Consider the following 20,310-nt stretch of genomic DNA (forward strand, 5'->3'; position numbering starts at 1 on the left):
CCTCGCGGAAATCCGGGTCGAACTTCCGTCGCTTCTCCGCCATGACTCCCAACTTCCCCTGCAGTCACGGTCTTCACGCTACGAGGGGAGGGACAGAAGCCGTCACGTGACACGTATCCCAAGACCGCCGGACCCAGCACCTCAGTCACAGGCAATACGGCCCGAACCGCTTCTGAAGACGTCAGTGAGCTGGTCGCCATCACGGCCAGGAGCCCACGCAGAACCTGCGCATCCCTGTCGGTCGGCGCCGTGACGATCGCCGACTCGCCCAGCACCACAATCCCAGCCCACGAAGGCGGAGCCAGCTGCGAGGCAGGCGACGTGACCACGTTCAAGCCCCCCACCGAGGGAAACGACACCGGCACAGCGGCCAACGTCTCCCACACGCCCTGAGCCTGCTTCAGCAACGGATCAACAGCCATCAGCCGATCCTGCCACCCCGAGATCACAGACGCCGAGGGATTCCGTCGGCCGCCCAGTGAAACGACGCCTCAGGTGGTCCCACCGCAAGCCATTCCCCGGGGCCACTTCAGGACGTCCGCAAGCCTCGAAATCCCCACCAACTGGGGCCGCTCGAAGCCAACATGCCGGGGCCGCTGAACAACGTCACAGCCATGCAGACGTCCAGGGCCAGGGTGAGGTGCATCTTCACCGGATCGCCGAAGACGTGCTCGCGGACCATGACCGGCAGCACCGTGGTGTCCAGCGCGACGACCTGGCCCGGCCGGTGCACCAGGACGTGTCCCTCCGACTCCGGCAGGTCGGCCGAGCGCGTGTAGCGCTGCCGGGCGCCGCCGGGGCCGAACCACTCCTGCCAGAGCCGGCGCAGGGTGTCGTAGCTGGGCACCTTCGTCTCGGGCCCGAACTCCTCGCGGACGTACTGGCGGATCATGCGGTCCTTGGTCCGCATCGACACCTTCGCCATCCGCTTCGTCTCCTCGCGGACCGCGAGGACCGCCTCCCGCACTGGCTCGGAAACCTTGCGGGTTCCGCCGCTTCGGCGCAGCCAGCGGTCGTCGGCGCAGCCGACCAGCCCGAACCGGCGGCGGGCGTTTTCCCACCGGATCAGCGTGCGGTAGCCGACCGAGCTCAGCCCCAGCAGCTTCGCGTGCTGCGGGTCCAGAGCCGCGAACTCCGCCACTTTCGCGTGCCGGCGCTCGGTGAGCGTCGTCGTCGCCGGGTCGTACTCGGCTCTGGGCTCACCCGGGCCCAAGTGGAACGGGTCACCGGAGCGGAACCCGGTCGCCACTTCCAGCAGGTGTGCCATCCGCAGCTCGGTCAGCTCCAGCCGGCCAGCCTTCAGGTCCTCGGACGCCTTGCGCTGGCGGCCCCGGTCGGCCCCCGCCGACGACGTCCGCGATGACGGTCGGCACTGCGGATGGTTGGCCAGGAACCTGAAGGTCATCCGCTCGCGGGTGCCGTCGTCCTTCACCAACTGCACCCGGCCCAGGTGCGGTTCGCGCCACTCGACCGTCCACTCCGTCCCGTCCAGCACCAGCCCGGCGCCGGGGGAAAGGTCCAGCACCGCCGCCGCGGTCACCGGCCCGCCTCCCCGGCGGGCATCACGAGCGAGCGGTCCCCAAGTGGGGCGGCCAGGTCGACGCCCAGCTGCCTCGACCACAGCAGGTGCAGCAGCTGGGCCCGGGCGACCGGTTCGCAGCCCGTCGCTGCCGCGAGCTCGCCGAACCTCCGCCCGCCCGCGGCCTCGGCGAGCAGCACCGGCCGAAGCCCCAGCGGATCGGACCTCAGTTGGCGCCGCGACGCCATCGCGTCCAGCCCTGCGAAGGCGTGCTCGCGCCAGCGGGCGGCCACCGCGTAGCGCCAGCCGCAGGCGACGGCGACCTCGGCGGCCGCGGTGAACGACTCCCGGTCCGCCTCCTTGATCAAAGGCTCGGGGCGTACGTCGATCAGCCAGACGCCGCGGCGGGTCACCGCGAGGTAGTCAGGGGTGTGGGCGCGGCGCTTCCCGCAGGTTGCGAAGGAGATCTTCAGCGGCTGCGAGACGACGTCCACCACGTCGCCGGCGAAGTCCAGGGCCAGCAGCACCCGGCTCTCCTCCAGGCTCTCCGCTCCGTGGTGTCGGCCGGTGCTGGTCAGGAACTGCAGGCTAGGACGGTGCCGTTGGTCCCGGCGCCAGGTGAAGTGCCGCATCGGTTCGCTCGTGAGTACCGGTTCCTGTACGAGATCGTGCACCGAGCAGGACGCATCGTCCCCACCTGCCCGCCACGAGACCGCCCACCGTCTCGTCCAGCCGTCGCCCAGATCCAGGCCAGACCTGCCCGCGTCGACGCCCGTCGGCACGAAAAGGTCCTCCCAGCTGCACTGATGCGACCAGACCGCCCCGGCGTCAGCGGCTTCGACTACCCTTCCCGACCCAGCACGTGTAGCGGACATGAGCCCATCGAAGCCCTGCGGAGAACCTCAGATTCCCGATCTTCGTTTCTGGTGACAGAAAGGCTGCTGAATGAGCGCCTGTGACAAGTCAGATGCCTCGCGTGTGACAACCAGGCTGCCTCGGTCGTCCCCATTCGCCAGCTCAGCCGGTCCCGCTGGTGACAACTCCTGAGCTTCGGCTCATTGAGGTGAAGCGCGATAGGTGTCACAAAGGCAGGCTTGTTGGCACCGAGGTCGGCGGCCCCTCTCCCTTTACGGAGAGCCTTGACCGCTGAACCCGGAGTCGTGTCCTCCGGCGGGCCGATGTGGTCGGCGTTCCGGAAGCCGTGTGATCGCGGCGCTCACTGCCAGCCCGAGCGTGACACCGACACCGGAGCCAACGCTCTGCGCCCAGGCATCGTCGAGGGAGCCGGGCAGGACGGCTCTTGTGAGCCGGCTGGCAACCGCCAGGACTGTTACCGCGGCCAGTGTGGCCGTCCAGCGGTACCGCACCCCGTCGATGATGTCGCCATAAAAGAGGAGCAACAGTGCCATGCCGAACTTGGCGTCCCAGCCGATCGCGGTGAGCCCGGCCCCGAAGGCAAGCGCGAACAGCCAGAGCCCCACCAGTTGCCGGGCGAACGTGGGCGGCTGCCGTCTTGCACCACGCGGGGGCCAGAAGAACCGTGTGATGTGCCGGACGATCGCGTACTTCTGCATGACTCGCGTCCCGATCCCCCGGGGTAGCCGACTTCTGCCGGCGCTCAGTAGTAGGACGCACAGGAGCAGGACGCGGTTGTGGTGAAGTGTCGTCTCGGGGAGCCAGAGGCTGTGGATCTTCGCTTCTGGTGACAGAAGGGCTGCCGAATGAGCATGTGTGACAAGCCGCGTGCCTTGCTTGTGACAACCAGGCCGCTTCAACCGGTCCTGTACACCGGATCTTCTGCCTCCCCTGGTAACAACTTCCGTCCGTCGGCTCACTTATTCGCGGGCCGTCGCACAGCGCTCTGGCGGCGGCCCGCTCCGAATCCGCACCACGAATGCGAGGCCGAAGATGACCACGCCCCGGCGCACCTTGCGCCGACCGCTCGCCCCGCTGGCCGCGCCCCGCGAGCCGGTCGACCCCGCCCGCATCGGCCGGCGCGTGGTGCGCCGCCGCGCGAGGGGCATTGACGCCGTCGCCGTCGTTCGCAGGCCCTCGAGGACGCCCGGTTCGACGCGCGGCAGGACTCGCGGCACGAGCACCTGGCCGACGACGAACGCGGCCGGGCGGAGCTCGCGGAATGGGAGCGCATCGACCAACTGCTCGCCGACGCGGCCCCGAACACCGTCTACGACCCGGACGCCGACGGCGTCGTCCAGGAGGAGCTCGCCGCCGAAGCCGCGGCCGCCGCCGCCCGGGAAGCCGAACTGCGCGAAGCCCAGCGGATCGCCGCCCGGGCCGATGAGCTCCAGGCGCTGCGCGCACTCGGCGCCCTGGAACAGACCGAACCCCGCGAAGGCGACGAAGCCGCCCGGGACGAACTCACCCGGCGAGCCGGCTCGTACGTACAGAAGGACGTCGACGCCTGGCTCGCCCACGCCCTGGCCGCGCACCTCGGGCACTACACGGATCCCGCCGCCCGCGCGGCCGCCGCCGCTCTGCTGCCGACGCATCTGCTCGCCCACGCCGGGCTGCTCACCGAACTCGCGCACCTCGCGCCGGCCGCCGGCGTCGACCAGCTGGCGTTCGCAGCCAGGCTCGCCTCCGTTGACCCCGAGGCCACCGGCGACCTCGCCGCGTTCCTCGCCCGCGCCTGGTCTGGGCAGAGCTGATTCCATCGGTTTGACCGCGGCAGCGGACATAGGCTGACTCGACTATCAGCCGGAGGAGCGTCACATGGAACCGACCGTCGACAGGCCAGCGCCGCAGGTTACCGTCACAGACATCCGTACCCTTTTGGACTCTTCCGCTGAGCTCCCCGTTCTGTACATCAACTACGGTCCTGGCGAGGGGGGCACCGAAGCGGAGTTGGACGTGTGGGCCGCAGGCCTGGTCTACCAGCCCGACATCGTCCTCACCCGCGCGACCGCTCTGGACCAGCTTGGCGAGGAACCCAATAGCGAGACCATCGCGGCATTCCTGCCGAAGGTTCAGAAAGCCGTGGACCAGATGATCTCAGTCCGAGGTTTGTGAAGCAGATCTGCTACCCCGACGGACCGTCTCATTCGGCAAGGTGTCACGCTGACGGAGCGTGAGCGTGACACCGCCTGTCACGCTCCCCTGGAAAAGTGTCACGCCGCCTTAAATATTCCCCCTTATGTCCGTTTCTTGGATCCCGTGAGCCTCTCCGGGACGGGATTCGAGGGCGGAGTGTGACGCTTGTGATCATGCATCGCGCACACTCGTGAGCAGCACTGAACGTAACGAAGCGACGGTCGGTAGATGGTGTCCCGTCTCATTGAACCTTGACCGATCTCACTGAACTTTGACCGGGTCCGCAGCTGAGCAGGGCCCTGGGCTCGCAAGCGGTCCGTCGCGAAGGATGTGCGCCATGTACGACACCTTCCGATACCGCTACCTCCACGCCGGCATGGGCCTGGCCGCGGATCTGCGCGCCGACGCGTACGAGACGGACGACGCCCCGCCCCCGACCAGCCTCCTCATCAACCGCTCCCTGTCCCTGCGGCTCCCTGCGGACCGGACCCCGTACTGGTTGGACGCGGCTTGGCTTGCTTTCGGTGCTTCCCTTCACGCTGAGCAGTTGACCGACGGCCGGGCCCTGATCCTCGACGTCGAAGCGTTCACGTACCCCCACGCCGACTACCGTTCGGAGGTTGCTGCCCTCGCCATCGACGGCTGGATCCACCGCCGCTTCGGGCTCGCCCCTTGCGGTGCCACAGTGGTGTACGACCGGCCCTCCCACCGTTTCGCCTTCAACTGGCCGGGCCCGGTCGCCCCCTTCACCGACGAGCCTCCGCCACCGTGCTCCGGGTGAGTGGCCAACCACAGCTCGGAACCCGGACCCTCTTGCTCAACTGCGAGCCCGGTCAAAGTTCAGTGAGATCGGTCAAGGTTCAGTGAGACGGGACAGATGGTGTGCGACGGCCACACGAAGACCGTCCGCCTCCAGGCCGCCGACGGTCAGATCGTGGCCCGCGCCCGGCCTGAACAGTGGATCTGGCCTGTGCCATCTGTGTCATCAACCCTTCGTTTTCCCAGGTGGGCATGGTCATCTGTGTCACTGTTCAGCTGATCTGTGTCATCGCGCGGGCGGACCCCGGCGGGCCCGGAACCAGGGTCTCTGGGTCCCGGGACCGGTGTTTTCCCAGGTGGACACGAAACGTGTTGGAGCTGGGTCCACCTGGGTCCTGGGTCTTGCACCCTCCTGCGAGCCGGTTCGTCCGGAGTGGTCCCCACGGGCCGGGGCGGCCGATACCGTGGAAGCAGACGCCAGTTCCGCCCTCCTGGAGCCCTCGATGAGCGAACAGCCGGCCCCCGCCGACCACGCCCGGCAGCAGCTGGAGCCCGCGGCCGCCGACGCGGTCCGCGCGTACGCGGCCAGGACCCGCGAGAACGCCGACCAGTTTGCCGCCGTCCTGGAGGACATCGCGGCCAACGGGCTGCCCTCGGTGGAGGACTGCACGCCGTGGGAGGAGCTGCGCGAGGCCCACCTCGCCCGGCTCGCCTCGCAGCGCCCGGCCGTCGCCTGATGGCCCCGCAGCACGGCTCGCGCCGCGCCCGTATCGCCTTCTCCGACTCCGCCGCCAAGCAGCTGGAGAACATCACCAGCGAGACGGCCATCCACGCCCTGGACCGCGCCCTGGTCGTCATCTCCGTCGACCCGGACGTCGGCGAGCCGATCCCCGGCGACACCGCCGGCCCCCAGTTGCGCCAGTACACCGACGAAGTCGAAGCCGTCCGCGTCCTGTACTTCGTCACCGCGCTGCGCACCGTCGTTATCTGCGGTTCTGATCTGGTCCTTGTTACCTGAGGCATCTGGGCTCACTAGTTCGTGTGACTGTGGGATATCTGCTGGTTGTGAGGCACGTGCTGACGGTCACTCATGGGTGGCGTGAGGTTTCGTGCACTGTGTGCTGAGTCGCCTGTGGACAGGCGTCCGTTGTGGGTTGTGGTTGATGAGTCGTACCGGCTGCATCACGAGGCATGCCTGTTTCTGGCGGCTCTGCGGGACATGGGCCGGTCGTTTAACACGGAGAAGGCGTACGGCATCCGGGCCGCGCTGCTGCTGACCTGGTGCTCTGGGCGGGGTCTGGACTGGCAGCGGGTCACGCTCCTAGACCTGGCCCGGTTCCTGCGGTGGCTGGTGGACGAGCCGCTGCCGCCGCGCAGTAAGCGGGTAGCCTCCCCTCCGCGGTTCCGGACGGAAAAGTCGGCGAACGCGGTGATGACGGGGGCCTGCGAGTTCCTGCGGTTCTGCTCGCGCAACGAGTGGGTGGACGCGGAGCTGGTGGCCCGGTTGACGGAGACGAAGTACCTGAACTGGCTTCCGCCGGGCAGGGAAGCGGGCGAGGACGGCCAATTTCGCACCGTGAGGGCGAAGATCCTCAAGCTGCCGGAACCGGCCGAGGACACCGTGGAGTATCTGACGCCGGAAGAGTCCGACCAGCTGTTCCAGGTGGCCACGCATGCCCGCGACCGGTTCCTGATCGCCTTGCTCGGCGCCACCGGAGAACGGATCAGCGAGGCCCTGGGACTGCGGCGCCAGGACATGCACCTGCTCAGCAGTTCACGGACGCTGGGCTGCCGGGTCGAGGGCCCGCACATCCACGTCCGGCGGCGGGCGAACAACGCCAACGGCGCCCTGGCCAAGTCGCGCTTCGCCCGGGTCATCCCGGTGACCGAGGAACTGGCGGGCCTCTACGCGGACTACCAGCTTGAACGGGACGATGTCGTGGAGGCAGCCAGCTGCGACATGGTCTTCGTGAACCTCTTCCACGCCCCGCTTGGGCAGCCGATGCGCTACGGCACCGCGAAGGAACTCTTCGACCGGCTGGCGAAGAAGGCCAGGCTCACCGCCCGTCCGCACATGCTGCGGCACGGGGCGGCTACGTCATGGGTCCGCGCCGGTATCGACGAGGACGTGGTCCAGGACCTGATGGGGCACATCTGTCGGTCCTCGCTGACGCCATACCTGCACAGGAGCGAGGCAGACAAGCGGGCCGCGGTCGAGCTGGTGGCGGCGGGGAGGCGGTCATGACCAGTCCTGCTGTGATCGCCGCGGATCCGCTCTGTCCAGTCGTCCCGCTCGACACGACCGGCTGGACGAGGTGGCTGGAGGAGCAGACGGATCCCCTTTGGCGGCCGGGCGAGTGGGACCAGGACGCCTTGCTCTTCGACGGTGCCCTGGACAACCCCCGCACCGCGGTCGACAAGTGCAGGACGGCGTCGTGCTGGACCCTGATGCCGGCCCGCAAGGGGTTCTGTCGGCACTGCCTGGAACTCCACCGCACCAGCGGGCTGAGCCGGGAGGAGTTCTCCGCGACCTACCAGCGTCCCCTCCGCATCCGGCTCGCGCGGGGCACCGAAAGGGAAGCGTGCACCCTGGAACGGGCCTCGCTCCGATGCGAGCGGCCCATCTACACCCAGGGAATCTGCCGCACCCACTACTCGGCCTGGCGACGCCAGACGGCCCTGAGCGTGGAGGAATGGATCATCTCCAGCGCCGCCCAGCCGCTTGAGGCCCGGCCGACCTGCATCGTCCGCGGCTGTCCCAACCAGCGGATCATGACCGGGTTTTGCAACCCGCACTACCAGGCATGGGAGAGGGACCGCCGCAAGGGCCTCACGACCGGGGAACCGGAAGGCTGGGCTTCGAGGGTGGCCGCGAACCTGCGGGCCAACCAGTTCTGCCTGCGTCCCCTGGAGGGAGACCGTCCGCTGGGAAGTTCTTTACGGGCTGCATGCGGGCCCCCGAGCTCGTGGTCGGTGACGGCGCGATGGGCCTGTGGAGGGCTCTCACAGAGGTGTTTCCGCAGGCCAGGCATCAAAGGTGCTGGGTTCACAAAAGCCGGAACGTCGTCAACGCCCTGCCGAAGTCGGCCCAGCCCGGAGCGAAGAAGGCACTGCAGGAGATCTACAACGCCGAAGACCGCGACCACGCCGAGAAGGCCGTCAAGGACTTCGATCGCGCCTACGGCGCGAAGTGGCCCAAGGCGGTGAAGAAGGTCACCGACGAGGCCGATGAACTCCTGGCGTTCTACGACTTTCCCGCCGAACACTGGGTCCACCTCAGAACGACGAACCCGATCGAATCCACCTTCAGCACCGTCAAGTTGAGGACCCGGGTCACCCGCGGAGCTGGCAGCCCCGCAGCGGCCCTGGCCATGGTGTTCAAGCTCACCGAGTCCGCCCAGGCCCGCTGGCGCGCGATCACCGCACCCCATCTCGTCGCCCTCGTCCGCAACGGCGCCACATTCCACAACGGCTACCTCCTGGAGCGTCCCGAGGTGAGCGCAGCATGACCAGGCACGGGAACCGTCCACTGCTCTTCGTGGACGTCGACGGGCCGCTCCTGCCGTTCGGTGACGACCCGCAGCGCGATCTCACGGGCACCGCATCCAACTCGCACCTGGCGCGGCTCGACCCGCAGATCGGGCCGCGGCTCGCGGCGCTGCCGTGCGACCTAGTCTGGGCCACCACCTGGGAAGAAGAGGCCAATATCGAGCTGGCACCGAGACTCGGCCTGCCGCAGCTGCCGGTCGTGAACTGGCCAGAGCCCTCAGCCGCCCACGAACGCGAAGACCAGTGGTTCGGGCTCCACTGGAAGACCCGAACCCTCGTGGCGTGGGCGGACGGACGCCCGTTCGCCTGGGTCGACGACGAGATCACCGACGCCGACCGAGACTGGGTATCCATCCACCACCCCGCCCAGGCGATCCTCCATCGCGTCGCGTCGTCCCGAGGCCTCACCGACCAGGACTTCGTAGTCCTCGATGAATGGCTACAGCTGGCTTGAGGTTCTCCGCGCTGATCCACAGGATTTGACAGTTACTCCTGCAAATCCTGCAAAAAACCACCGGAGGAGTGTGGCACTCCTACTACGACGACACCCTGATCGAGGGCTCCGGCCCCGGCAGGATTGACATCGATCACCTGGTCCCGCTCGCCGAGGCCCACGACTCCGGCGCCTACGGCTGGACGACGGAGAAACGCCGCCGCTACGCCAACGATCTCGGAGCCGAAGTCAGCCTGATCGCCGTCAGCGCCCGCTCTAACCGGCAGAAATCGGACCAGGATCCCACCACATGGATGCCGATTCCGTCCGTGCACTGCCGGTACCTCGGCGAGTGGGTGGCGACGAAGAAGCGGTGGGGTCTGGCGGTCGACCCGGCTGAGCGTGAGGCTCTGCTGCGCTTCGCCGCCGACTGCCCGGACACCACCCTCGCCTACGAGCCGGCGCCGTAGCCCGCACACGACTCGCTCGGTCGCTCAGCCGTCCCCGCGATCCTTCTTCGAGACCCGGTTTCCCGGGATGCGGGACTGCTGTGGCTTTCCCCATTCATCCGCTGCTCTGCTGCCTGCCGGTGTATCACCGGCGGGTAGCAGCCGTCTGGCCCCCGGGGCGTGCGGCAAACGGCGCCCAGTGAGCTGCCGCCGGGTTGTCAGCTCAGGCAGAAGCGCTGGCTGATCTTGTCGGCGTCATCCGACTGGATAAGCGTGAGGACGACGGTTACTGCCTTTGAAGGAGGAGTGACCAAAGACGCCTCTTGATGTTCGACGGGCCCCTACAGTCGCGCGGGTGAGTTACGTGAGCCTGCTGCGGCAACGTCCCGTCCTGGTCCTGTGGCTTGCTGAGACGCTGTCCGTCTTCGGCGACCGCTTCTTCACCCTTGCTCTGGCATGGACGGCCTGGCAGCGATCCGGCGCGGTCGCCATGGGCCTGGTCGTGGTGGTCGAGTCGGTGCCTCACCTGCTGATCGGCGTCTTCGGCCGGAAGCTGGTCGCGCGCTTCGCCTCCTTCCGCGCGCTTGCCGCAGTGGAGGCCGTGCAGGTCGTCATCGTGGGCGCGACGGGCACCGCCCTGGACCGGGCCGGGGCCCATTGCACGCGGATCACCGTCCCGCTGGACTACAGCCGCCCGACCGGCCCGACCACCCGGATCGCCCTCTCCCGGCTCCCGGCGTCCGACCGGGCGCACCGGATCGGCACCCTGGTCCTCAACCACGGCGGTCCGGCCGAGCCGACGCTCGGTATGCCACTGGAGACGCGGGCGTACATGGGCAAGGTGGCTGCCCGGTACGACCTGGTCGGGATCGATCCGCGGTTCGTGGGGCGCAGTACGCAGATCGACTGCGGCTGGCCGACCGGTATCTGGATCCGTTCCGCCGGGACCGGCCGGGCCGCGTTCGACCGCCAGGTCGCCTTCCAGCGGGAGCTGGCCGCAGGGTGCGTACGCCGCCACGGTGATGTACTGCCGTACTGCCGTACGTGACGACCCGCAACACCGCCCGGGACATGGACGTCGTCCGCGCGGTGCTGGGCGAGCGCCGGATCTCCTACCTCGGGTACTCCTACGGCGCGTATCTCGGCGCCGTGTACACGCAGTTGTTCCCGGGGCGCACCGACCGGGTGGTCCTCGACAGCGCCGGTGATCCGCGCCGCTGGAATCCGAGGCCGTGGGTGGGCAACGAGCCTGTGGTGGAGCGGGCGTTGGGCGCATGGGCGTCCTGGACGGCGGCCCGGGACCGGGAGTACGGGCTCGGGGCGAGCCGGGACGCCGTGCTCGCGACCGTCCACCGGATCGTCGGGGCGGCGTCGGAGCGGGCGTTGCGCGTCGGCTCGTACGACATCGACGAGCATCTGGTGCCGTATCTCTTCTGGAACGGTGTCGGCACCGACCGCGCCGCGGGCCGGGCCGCGTTCGCGCGCTCGGTGGCGGTGCTGGAGAAGGCGGCGCGGCGGATCGCCGTCGCGCCGACTCCGGAATTGGAGGGGAGCCTGCGGTTCGTGCTGGACGCCGCCAGTTCACACTACGGCAGCCCGGCCGCCGCGATCCTGTGCGGCGACGCGGCGGCCCCGCGCGAAAGGGAGCGTACTGGCGCGACATCGAACGCGGCCGCGCCCGCCACCCCCTCTTCGGCCCGCTGACGAACAACATCTCCCCGTGCGCCTTCTGGCCCGATCCCCCGCGCGAGTCCCCGACCCGGATCGCCAACGCCTCGTCCGCGCTGATCGTCTCCGCGACCGGCGACACGGCGACCACATACCGGGGCAGCCGCGCGATGCACCGTCTGCTGACGGGTTCCCGGCTGCTCACCCTGGACGGGGTGATCGCCCATGGGGTGTACGGCGAGTACGGCGACGCCTGCGTGGACGGCACGGTGAACGCGTACCTGGCCTCGGGCAGGCTCCCGGCCGGGGACCCGACGTGCCGCAAATGAGGGTGTCGTCAACTGCCGCATGGGGGCCGGTACTTCCACTGCGGGAAGTACTGGCGCCATTCGGCGCGGGTGATCGTCGGGTGGGCGGTGGCGCAGATCCGTTCGGCGACGCGGTCGATGTCGGGGTCCCAGAGGAGGGCGGTCCAGTCCTCGCTGCCGGTGGCGAGGGTGCGGCCGTCGGGGCTGAAGGCGACGGTGTCGACCGGTTTGGTGTGGCCGGTCAGCAGCACCGGCTCCCGGGCCTCACCGCCGCCTGTCAGCCCGTACAGCCGCACCTTCCTGTCGGCGCTCGCAGCGGCCAGGGTACGGCCGTCGGGGGCGAAGGCGACGGACATGACGCCGTCGGTGTAGCCGGTGAGGCGGTCGCGGGCGAGGGGGTGGCGGAGGTCGGTGAGGTTCCAGAGGCGTACGGTGCGGTCCTCGCTGCCGGTGGCCAGGGTGCGGCCGTCGGGCGCGAAGTCGACGGACTTCACGGCGCCGGTGTGCCCGGTGAGGACGGACAGCCGGACGGGGTGGCGCGGGCCGGTGACGTCCCAGAGCGTGGCCTTGCGGTTCCGGCTGGCCACGGCGAGGGTACGGCCGTCGGGCGCGAACGTGACGGAGTCCACGGCACTGCTCCCCGGCAGGGCGGACAGCAGGCGTGGCTCGCTGACATCGGTCGTGCTCCAGAGGCGTACGGCGCCCTGCTCGCCGCCGGTGACGAGGATGCGCCCGTCGGGGCTGAACGCGAGCGTGTTGACGTGCCCGATGCGTGCGGGAACGGTACGCAGCAACCGGGGCCCCTTCCCCACGTCCCACAGCCGCAGCGTGCCGTCGGCGCTGGCGCTGGCCAGGGTGCGGCCGTCGGGGCTGAAGGCGACGGAGTTTACGGGCCCGGTGTGGCCGGTGAGCGGCGGGAGTTGGCGCGGCCGGTCCCGGTCGGCGAGGTCCCACAGGCGCACGGTGCTGTCGTAGCTGGCGGTGGCGAGGGTACGGCCGTCGGGGCTGAAGGCGACGGAGTAGAGCGAGCTGGTGTGGCCGGCGAGGGCTGGCCCGGGGAGATCCCAGAGCCGGGTGCTCTGGTCCTCGCTGCCGCTGGCCAGCGTGCGCCCCCGGGGCCCGAAGGCCAGCGCCCGCACACTGCCGGTGTGCCCGGTGAGCACGGCCGCCTCCCGCACGGAACCGTCACCGTCCACGTCCCACCGGCGTACGGTGCCGTCGGTACCCCCGGTGGCGAGCCGACGCCCGTCCGCGCTGAAGGCGACGGCGTTGACGGCATCGGTGTGTGTGGCGAGCGTCTGCGTCCGACGGGACCGGTCGGGCCGACCCACGTCCCAGAGCCGCACGGTGAAGTCGGCTCCGCCGGTGGCGAGTTGGCGCCCACCGGGGGCGAACGCCATGGCGTTGACCTGGCCGGAGTGGGCGGTGGGGGTGGCGGGGGCGGTGGGGTCTGTAGCCCCGGTGGGGTCTGGTCGGCTGACCTGGTCGACCAAGCCCGCCTGCCCCGCCTGGTCTACCTGCCCCGGCACCGTCGACAGTCGGCGCAGTCGCTCGCCCGACTCCGTCAGTTCCCAGAGCCGTATCGCCCCGTCGCCGTGCCCCGTGGCCAGCGTGCGGCCGTTGCCGTGGAACGCGGTCGCCGTGATGTCCGTGCCCGCGTCCAGCGTGGCGAGGCCGCGGGGGCTGCGGGGGTTCGTCAGCTGCCACACCCGGATGCCCGCGCGGGCGACGATCGCGAGGGTACGTGCGGCAGGGCCGACTCCGAAGCCGAATCCCACGCCGGCCACCGGACCGTCGCCGCCCGGCAGCCGTGCCGCGAGCCGGGGGCGGCGGGCGTCGCCGATGTCCCACACGCCCACCGTTCCGTCCTCGCCCCCGGCGGCCAGCAGCCGCGCGTCGGGGCTGACGGCGACCGTGCGTACGGAGCCGCCGAGGCGGCCCAGCGTGACCGGCCCGTCCGGGCGGTGCGGGTCCGGTACCCGGCGCAATCGCACCGTGCGGTCGGCGTCGCCGGTGACCAGGACGCGGCCGTCGGCTCCGAACGCCACCGCCGTGATGGCGCCAGACTGGCCGGTCAGCTGGGTGGCGTACGGCGTGGCGAAGGTGCTGAGGACGCTGCCGCGCGCCTCCGGGGTGGGTGACAACTTGTATGCGGCCAGGCTGAGTTGGGCGGCCAGGGCCGGGTTGACGCCGCGCAGTGCCGCCGCCCGTTCCGCCGCGCGCTGGGAGCCGACGACGTCGCGCTGCTGGTCGGCCGCCCGCTGGGCCCGTACGGCGAGGGCCGCCGTGGTCGTGGTCAGCACGAGCAGGACGCTCAGCAGCCCCACGCCGAGGCGCCGGAACCGGGCCCGGCGCCGCACCGCCGCGTGTTCCGCCGCCCGGGCGGCCAGACCGGCGTCCAGGAACTCTCGCTCCGGTACGGACATCGTCGTACGGTCGAGCCCGGCGGCGAGGGAGAGAGCGGTGCCCCGGTACAGGGCTCCGGGTTCGCGGCCCAGCGCCTCCCAGGCCTGGGCTGCGTCGGTGAGGCGGTGTGCGGTGCGGGTGGCCTCGCGGTCCTCTGTCAGCCAGCGGTGCAGTCGGGGCCAGCATCGGATCAGCGCCTCATGGGCGAGTTCGACGCGCTCGCGGTCGAGGGTGAGGAGGCGGGCGCCGGCGGCGAGGTCGAGTACGGCACGGATCTCGCCGTTGAGGTCACCGCCGGCACCGACCCCCTCCCCCTCCCCCGTCCCCGGCCCCGTCCCCGGCCCCTTCCCCGCCAGCCCGTCCAGTTCCTCCAGGCGGGCCGGGCGCCGGGTGTCCTCCGTGCCGTCGCCGAGGGCGGTCAGCCGTACGAACACCTGCCGGGCCAGCTGTTGCCGGCCCGGGTCCAGACCCTGGTAGAACTCCTCGGCGGTGCGTGCGAGGGCGCCCTCCAGACCGCCCGCCGCCTCGAAGGCGTCCCGGGTGAGCGCGTTGCCCCGGCGCCGCCGCCAGGTCTGCAGCAGGGCGTGCGACAGCAGCGGGAGTACGCCTGCCTGGCCGTGGGCCTGGGCGATGAGCGTGGCGAGCAGGGCGCCCTCGATGGTGAGTCCGGCGCGCTGGGCGGGCTGTACGACGGCTCGGCGCAGTTCGTCGAGGCTCATCGGCCCGACGGGCACCTGGGCGTCGCGCATGGCCTCGACGAGGGGCGCGTGGTGGGTGCAGTGGGCGTAGAAGTCGGCGCGTGCGCCCAGGGCTACGCGGCATCGGCCGCCGGGGTCCGAGGCGGCGAGGACGAGGGCCTCGATGAAACGGTCGCGTTCGGCGGGGTCCCGGCAGAGCGTGAAGACCTCCTCGAACTGGTCGACCACCAGCACGAGTTCACGGTCACCGGTGTCGTCGTCCCGGGCGTTGATCTGCCGTACGACGCGCCCCAGGTTCTCGGGGTCGTCCCGCAGTTCCCCGTACAGGGCGCCCGGCGCGAGCCCCGCCATCGCCCCGAGCCGCACGGCGCACTCCTCCAACGGCCGGGCCCCGGGCGTCAGTACGAGCACGGTCGCCCCCTCCGCCTCCCGCAGCCGCGGCACCAGCCCGGCCCGTAGGAGCGAGGACTTCCCCGACCCCGAAGCCCCGATCACCACCACGAACCGCTGCCGTTCCAGCCGCCCGGCCAGCTCCTCCAGGAGCCGCTCACGCCCGAAGAACCACTCGGAGTCCTGCTCCCGGAAGGACCGCAGCCCGGCGTACGGCGCAGCCGGCCCGCCGCCCTCGGGCTCCGCCCTCACCTCCCCGAGAGCCCCGGCGACCTCCCGCCACCGCTGCCCCCACTCCTCGGTGTCCCCGTCGCAGGCCCGTACGTACGCCAGCGTCACCGCGAGCGTCGGCAGCCGCTGCCCGGCGGCGGCCGAGGACAGGGTCGAGATCGAATAGTGCGCCTGCTCCGCGAGTCTCCGGTACGGCGGATTCCCCGCCTTCCGCCTCAACTGCCGCAACCCAGCGGCGAATTCGACTAACGGACCGTCCCCCGCGTCCAGCGGTCGCTCCCTGCGCGGCATGGCCGCACCTCCCCGATGGTCCCCGCAGCTCCCCGCGACTCCCCGTTCCCCCGTGTCACAGCTCGCACGGCGGGTCGCATTTTTCAGGAGTTGTTTGTTCGACACCAGGCTTCGAACACGAACAATCACCAACGGGCTACATCTGGGCAGATCCGATCGACAACCCGGGGGAAACAGATGCGGCGCACCGAGATCAGGACATTCCGCCCACACATGGGTGGGCAGTCGCGATCCGCCGATGCCATCCTTCTCCCGATCAGGGGTGCCGGTGGGGCGGGGCGAGGGCGGTGGGTGTTGGCAAGATCGCGGTACCGGGGTGTCGTTGCTGTCATGGTGGGGCTTTCGGTCCTGCTCACGGGGCTGGGCGCGGGTGGCCTGACCAGGGAGGGGACTGCTGACGCGGCAGCGCCGCCGCCCGTCTCGCCCACCAGCTCGGCGCCGATTCCGGCCGAACGCACTGCCCTGACCCGGGCCCGGGAGTCCGGGAAGCGGGTCGAGGTGGTGGCGAAGCGGACCGAGACGATGGAGGTCTACGCCGACCCCAAGGGCCACTTCACCGCAGTGCTGCACCCTGGCCCGGTCCGGGCGCGCCAAGACGGCAAGTGGGTGGCGATCGACACCACCCTGGTGCGGCGGCCGGAGGGTTCGGTCGCCCCGCGTGCCGCGGCGGTGTCGCTGGCCTTCTCCAAGGGTGGTCAGGAGCCTTTGGTACGGCTCGGCCAGGGCGGGAAGCAGGTGGCGCTGGGCTGGCCGGACCCGTTGCCGGCACCGGTGCTCAAGGGCGACACCGCCACGTATCCGGAAGTGATGCCGGGCGTCGACCTCAAGCTCACCGCGGGGTCGGCGGGCTTCAGCGAGGTGCTGGTCGTCAAGACGCGCGAGGCCGCGAAGAACCCGGAGCTGCGCAAGGTGCGGTTCGGCGTGCAGACGAGCGGGCTCACCTTGAAGGCGGGCAAGGGCGGTGGCTCCGAGCTCGTCGACGCCAAGGGGAAGACCGTCTTTTCCTCGCCGGCTCCCGCGATGTGGGACGCGGCCTCGAACGAGGCGGTCGGCCGTTTCGAGATGGCCAAGAACGCGATCACCGTCATCCCGGACCGGAAACTGCTCACGGCCCCGGACACCAAGTTCCCGGTGTCGATCGACCCGGACTGGTGGGTCCCCTTCGGCGGCTGGGCCAAGGTCTTCTCGGGAAAGCTGGACTCCTCGTTCTGGCACGGCGGCGGGGACGTCGAGCCGCCCGGCAGATTCGGCGGGCAGAACCTCGGCAAGGTCGGCAAATGTTGGCTCGCCAGCGGTACGTGCAACGGCATCGGCGCGGCTCGTACGTTTGTGCAGTTCGACATCAGAGGCCTGCACGGCGCGCAGGTCGTGACCCCGAACGGGTTGTCCGGTGCGGAGTTCAACGCGCACGAGGTGTACGCCCCGGCCTGTGGCGGGGGCAGCAGGAGATTCGGGGTGAGCCTGGTCCATGCCAACCCGTTCGGCTCCGACCTCACCTGGCGTAACTCGCAGAAGGAATTTCCGGCTCCCATCGGCGGGACCCGCAGGGAGATGCACGGCTACGAGCCGGGCGGAGCATGCGGGTCGGCGAATATCGGCTGGGGCGTCGGCGACCAGGTGCGGTATTCCAACGGCCAGGGCGCGACCCACGTCGCGTTCGCGCTGATCGCCGAGGATGAGACCGAGGACTACAGCTGGAAGAAGTTCGACGCGTACTCGCTGCTGGTGCACTACAACTGGCCGCCCGACGTGCCGAAGAACTTCTCCTGGTCGGCGGGGAGCTTCTCGCGTCCGTGCAGCACGGATGTGAACAACCCGGACTATGCCAGCAACGCGTCCGGGCCGATCATCTTGCGGGCGACCGGCACCGACCGGGACGACGACAACCTGTGGATGCGGTTCGAGCGGTGGACCCGGCATGGATCCATGCACGAGCCGCCGAACGCCCCTGGGCCGCTGGTCAATGGTTCGGAGTTCACCGACGTCATCCCGCAGGGGACCTTCCAGCACGGGTTCCAGCTCTCATGGCGGGCACGGGCCGGCGACAACTGGGGTCCCAGCCTGTTCGGGCCGCAGACAGGCACCGGGATGTGCCAGCTCGACATCGACAACGAAAAGCCCGGGAGGCCGTCGGCCACGCCGCCCTCCGAGTCGACCGTGGGTGCGCCGGCCGAGTTCACGGTCAAGGCCAATGACCCCGATGTGGTCGAGTTCCGGTACGGCCTGGCACAGGGCGGCAGCCAATGCCGTACGACCCGCAGCGTGCCCGCGGAAGATCTGGGTGGTGAGGCCTCGTTCAAGGTGACGCCGATGAAGGCGGCGGACTGGGACATCTGGGTGACGGCCGTCGACCGGGCCGGCAATGTGAGCTCGGACTGCGAGCGCCATACGCTGAAGGTGGCGAAGGGCGCGAGCCCAGTGGCGCAGTGGGCGCTGGACGGTCGCTGGACCGATGCCGGCGTGACCGACCCGATGGGCGGTCACAACGGCACCGTGGCCCTCGGGCCCACACGCTGGACCAAGGGCCGGGCTGGGGACGCGCTGCACTTCACCGGCGCCAGCGACTCCTATGTCGCGCCCGGCGGTGGGCCCGCGGTGGCCACGAACGGGAGCTTCTCGGTGTCGGCATGGGTGAAGCTGGACCAGGCGAACGGTGTCACCCGTACCGCGGTCTCCCAGGTGGGCGACCGGATGTCCGCGTTCTCGCTGGGGTACATCGGCGAGGTCAACCGCTTCGGCTTCCGGATGGCGTCCAAGGCCACCGACGACGCCGAGCTGATCACCGTGACATCGCTCAAGGTCGCCCAAGTCGGCGTGTGGACCCATCTCGCGGGCGTCTACGACGTCCCCACCCAAACGATGACCCTGTACGTCAACGGTCTACGCCAATACAACGTCACCGCCGTGGTGACTACACCGTGGGAATCCAGCTCGGTCCAGATCGGCCGCGGTAAATGGCGGGGGACCTTCGGGGACAACTGGGCCGGCGACATCGACGAGGTGCAGATCTATGACCGGGCGCTCAGCGACCTGACCTTCCTCGATCCGGGGGAGGACACGCCGCGCAGCGAGGTCGATCGCCTGGCCGGGACGCCGGTCGAGGAGGCGTACTACCCGCTGGACGAAGGCTCGGGCGGCAGCGCGGGCGACGCCTCGGGGAACTACCGCACCGTCGGCCTGAGCAACGCGAGCTGGGTCACGGGCAAGGTCGGCGGCGGGGCGGTGCGGTTCGCGGACGGGACCGGTGCCGGGCTGACCGCCCAGCCGGTGGTGGCGCGCACCGACACCAGCTTCACGGTCGCCGCGCGGGTCAGACCCGATGTGCTGGACGACACGGCGCGCACCGTGGTGAGCCAGGACGGCGGCCAGCACAGCGGGTTCTTCCTCCAGCGCCGCAAGGTCGGCAGCGACCACAAGTGGTCCTTCCACCTGGTCACCGCACCGGACCAGACCAACCCGACCCCGCTGTCGGTGGACGCTGCCGGGTCCGGGACGGTGCCGGTCCAGGGGGAGTGGGTGGCGATCGCCGCCGTTCATGACGCGCAGACGGGCGAGATCCGCATCTACGTCAACGGGCACTTGGCCGGGACCAAGGCGGTCGGCACGCAGAACTCGAACGTGACGGGCCCGCTGGTCATCGGCCGGGGGAGGTGGAACGGCCAGCCGGCGGGGAACTGGATGGGATCGATCGACGAGGTCCACGTCTATAACGGCGTGCTGGCGGACCGGGAGATCGCCGAGCTCAGCGCCCAGACGGAGCCGCAGCCCCCGTCGGCCTTCGCGGGCGCCTTCGGGCAGTTCGCCGGGCATGACGGCAGGCGCTACACCGGCCCTGGTCCGGTGCCGCCGGGGTACTACTTCGAGGGCACGCGCGGGTTCAGCGCACCGGAGGGCGCGCCGGACACCCGGCCGGTCTACTCCTGCCGCTATGGCGGAGGGTTCTTCCTCGACCACGCGGCCAACTGCGCAGGATATGAGGTTCTCGGCACCGCAGGGCGGGTTTACATAAACCCGCCCGAGGGCGTTCCCACATTGCCGGTCTACCGGTGCGTGGTGATTGCAAGCGGGGACCACTACCTGTCCCATAGCGACGCCTGTGAGAGCACGCCGGACAAGGTGCGTACCGAGTTCCTTTTCGGATACGTACGAACGCTCACGCCGCTCATCCGCTATCGCGGGCCGGACGGGGAGCGCTGGACCAGCGCGCACGCGCAATTCCTGCCATCCGGCTATAAGACCGAGAAGGTGCTGGGCTACGTGTCGCTACGGAGCATCGAAGGCGGCCCACCGCAGCTGAAGCTGTGTGAGGACAGCCGCTCCGACGTGTTCGACGAGTTCGTGTCCACGGACGTCGCATGCGAAGGCCAGAACGACATGGGTGCCTGGCCCAGCGGCCACCTGTGGTCTGAGCCACCCGACGCCATGGAGAGCCAACAGCTGTACGCATGCCGCAGCGAGGGCGCCGAGTGGTTCGAGTCCCTCGACCCGTTCTGCGAGGGGAGCGCCGACTTCGGCCGCCCGCTCGGCTACGTGATCACCCGCCCCTGACGGACCTGAG

Annotated in this window: 16 protein-coding genes and 2 pseudogenes; 12 read left to right on the forward strand and 6 right to left on the reverse strand. The window is 70.1% G+C overall.

Annotated features, from left to right (window positions below):
• The 5 genes and pseudogenes from ABT147_RS44120 to ABT147_RS44140 all read right to left on the reverse strand — a co-directional run.
• Nucleotides 1-422 (reverse strand): annotated as a pseudogene (locus tag ABT147_RS44120) (hypothetical protein); the annotation flags it as partial.
• A gap of 107 nt (nucleotides 423-529) precedes the next feature.
• On the reverse strand, nucleotides 530-1,540 hold the full coding sequence (locus ABT147_RS44125) for a hypothetical protein (RefSeq protein WP_351417518.1): 1,011 nt from the start codon (nucleotides 1,538-1,540) through the stop codon (nucleotides 530-532).
• A complete protein-coding gene (locus ABT147_RS44130) occupies nucleotides 1,537-2,301 on the reverse strand; it encodes a TnsA-like heteromeric transposase endonuclease subunit (RefSeq protein ID WP_351417521.1) in 765 nt (254 codons plus the stop codon). The genes ABT147_RS44125 and ABT147_RS44130 overlap by 4 nt, the downstream gene beginning before the upstream one ends.
• 345 nt (nucleotides 2,302-2,646) lie before the next feature.
• Nucleotides 2,647-3,093 carry a hypothetical protein gene (locus ABT147_RS44135; RefSeq protein WP_351417523.1) on the reverse strand — a complete coding sequence of 149 codons (447 nt, stop codon included), beginning with the start codon at nucleotides 3,091-3,093 and terminating at the stop codon, nucleotides 2,647-2,649.
• A 261-nt stretch (nucleotides 3,094-3,354) separates the two neighbouring features.
• Nucleotides 3,355-4,218 (reverse strand): hypothetical protein, encoded by an 864-nt coding sequence (locus ABT147_RS44140; RefSeq protein WP_351417526.1) that lies wholly within the window; start codon nucleotides 4,216-4,218, stop codon nucleotides 3,355-3,357.
• A gap of 34 nt (nucleotides 4,219-4,252) precedes the next feature.
• On the opposite strand from ABT147_RS44140, the gene ABT147_RS44145 reads away from it, so the two are divergent.
• The 11 genes and pseudogenes from ABT147_RS44145 to ABT147_RS44195 all read left to right on the forward strand — a co-directional run bounded on the left by ABT147_RS44145 (nucleotide 4,253) and on the right by ABT147_RS44195 (nucleotide 11,757).
• Complete coding sequence (locus tag ABT147_RS44145; RefSeq protein WP_351417528.1) at nucleotides 4,253-4,549, forward strand: hypothetical protein; 297 nt, start codon at nucleotides 4,253-4,255, stop codon at nucleotides 4,547-4,549.
• A 358-nt stretch (nucleotides 4,550-4,907) separates the two neighbouring features.
• Entirely contained in the window at nucleotides 4,908-5,351 is a 444-nt protein-coding gene (locus ABT147_RS44150; protein WP_351417531.1) for a hypothetical protein, read from the forward strand.
• A 481-nt stretch (nucleotides 5,352-5,832) separates the two neighbouring features.
• Complete coding sequence (locus ABT147_RS44155; protein ID WP_351417533.1) at nucleotides 5,833-6,066, forward strand: hypothetical protein; 234 nt, start codon at nucleotides 5,833-5,835, stop codon at nucleotides 6,064-6,066.
• On the forward strand, nucleotides 6,066-6,347 hold the full coding sequence (locus tag ABT147_RS44160) for a hypothetical protein (RefSeq protein ID WP_351417536.1): 282 nt from the start codon (nucleotides 6,066-6,068) through the stop codon (nucleotides 6,345-6,347). Before ABT147_RS44155 ends, ABT147_RS44160 begins: the two co-directional genes overlap by 1 nt.
• A gap of 138 nt (nucleotides 6,348-6,485) precedes the next feature.
• Nucleotides 6,486-7,574 carry a tyrosine-type recombinase/integrase gene (locus ABT147_RS44165; protein WP_351417538.1) on the forward strand — a complete coding sequence of 363 codons (1,089 nt, stop codon included), beginning with the start codon at nucleotides 6,486-6,488 and terminating at the stop codon, nucleotides 7,572-7,574.
• A 703-nt stretch (nucleotides 7,575-8,277) separates the two neighbouring features.
• Nucleotides 8,278-8,838: pseudogene (locus tag ABT147_RS44170) on the forward strand (IS256 family transposase); the annotation flags it as partial.
• Complete coding sequence (locus tag ABT147_RS44175) at nucleotides 8,835-9,332, forward strand: HAD domain-containing protein (RefSeq protein ID WP_307530520.1); 498 nt, start codon at nucleotides 8,835-8,837, stop codon at nucleotides 9,330-9,332. The pseudogene ABT147_RS44170 and the gene ABT147_RS44175, both read left to right, overlap by 4 nt.
• 68 nt (nucleotides 9,333-9,400) lie before the next feature.
• The gene (locus tag ABT147_RS44180) at nucleotides 9,401-9,781 is read left to right on the forward strand and encodes an HNH endonuclease family protein (protein ID WP_307530518.1); all 381 of its coding nucleotides are present in this window, start codon (nucleotides 9,401-9,403) and stop codon (nucleotides 9,779-9,781) included.
• A gap of 334 nt (nucleotides 9,782-10,115) precedes the next feature.
• Complete coding sequence (locus tag ABT147_RS44185) at nucleotides 10,116-10,808, forward strand: hypothetical protein (protein ID WP_351417542.1); 693 nt, start codon at nucleotides 10,116-10,118, stop codon at nucleotides 10,806-10,808.
• Nucleotides 10,805-11,464 (forward strand): alpha/beta fold hydrolase, encoded by a 660-nt coding sequence (locus ABT147_RS44190; protein ID WP_351417545.1) that lies wholly within the window; start codon nucleotides 10,805-10,807, stop codon nucleotides 11,462-11,464. Before ABT147_RS44185 ends, ABT147_RS44190 begins: the two co-directional genes overlap by 4 nt.
• Complete coding sequence (locus ABT147_RS44195) at nucleotides 11,374-11,757, forward strand: alpha/beta hydrolase (protein WP_351417547.1); 384 nt, start codon at nucleotides 11,374-11,376, stop codon at nucleotides 11,755-11,757. Before ABT147_RS44190 ends, ABT147_RS44195 begins: the two co-directional genes overlap by 91 nt.
• An 8-nt stretch (nucleotides 11,758-11,765) precedes the next feature.
• On the opposite strand, the gene ABT147_RS44200 is transcribed toward ABT147_RS44195, so the two are convergent.
• The gene (locus ABT147_RS44200; RefSeq protein ID WP_351417550.1) at nucleotides 11,766-15,752 is read right to left on the reverse strand and encodes an nSTAND1 domain-containing NTPase; all 3,987 of its coding nucleotides are present in this window, start codon (nucleotides 15,750-15,752) and stop codon (nucleotides 11,766-11,768) included.
• 330 nt (nucleotides 15,753-16,082) lie between these two features.
• Here ABT147_RS44200 and ABT147_RS44205 point away from each other — a divergent pair, with 330 nt between their 5' ends.
• Complete coding sequence (locus ABT147_RS44205; RefSeq protein WP_351417552.1) at nucleotides 16,083-20,300, forward strand: LamG domain-containing protein; 4,218 nt, start codon at nucleotides 16,083-16,085, stop codon at nucleotides 20,298-20,300.
• Nucleotides 20,301-20,310: the final 10 nt, after the last annotated feature.

The organism is Streptomyces sp. NPDC001868 (assembly GCF_040297125.1).
In the GTDB taxonomy this organism is placed as follows: Bacteria; Actinomycetota; Actinomycetes; order Streptomycetales; family Streptomycetaceae; genus Streptomyces.

Excerpts from the sequence above, each read along its gene's own strand:
- ABT147_RS44135 (WP_351417523.1), bottom strand. The coding sequence starts at position 3,093 with ATGCAGAAGTACGCGATCGTCCGGCACATCACACGGTTCTTCTGGCCC.
- ABT147_RS44140 (WP_351417526.1), bottom strand. The coding sequence starts at position 4,218 with ATGTCCGCTGCCGCGGTCAAACCGATGGAATCAGCTCTGCCCAGACCA.
- ABT147_RS44145 (WP_351417528.1), top strand. The coding sequence starts at position 4,253 with ATGGAACCGACCGTCGACAGGCCAGCGCCGCAGGTTACCGTCACAGAC.
- ABT147_RS44150 (WP_351417531.1), top strand. The coding sequence starts at position 4,908 with ATGTACGACACCTTCCGATACCGCTACCTCCACGCCGGCATGGGCCTG.
- ABT147_RS44155 (WP_351417533.1), top strand. The coding sequence starts at position 5,833 with ATGAGCGAACAGCCGGCCCCCGCCGACCACGCCCGGCAGCAGCTGGAG.
- ABT147_RS44160 (WP_351417536.1), top strand. The coding sequence starts at position 6,066 with ATGGCCCCGCAGCACGGCTCGCGCCGCGCCCGTATCGCCTTCTCCGAC.
- ABT147_RS44175 (WP_307530520.1), top strand. The coding sequence starts at position 8,835 with ATGACCAGGCACGGGAACCGTCCACTGCTCTTCGTGGACGTCGACGGG.
- ABT147_RS44200 (WP_351417550.1), bottom strand. The coding sequence starts at position 15,752 with ATGCCGCGCAGGGAGCGACCGCTGGACGCGGGGGACGGTCCGTTAGTC.
- ABT147_RS44205 (WP_351417552.1), top strand. The coding sequence starts at position 16,083 with ATGGTGGGGCTTTCGGTCCTGCTCACGGGGCTGGGCGCGGGTGGCCTG.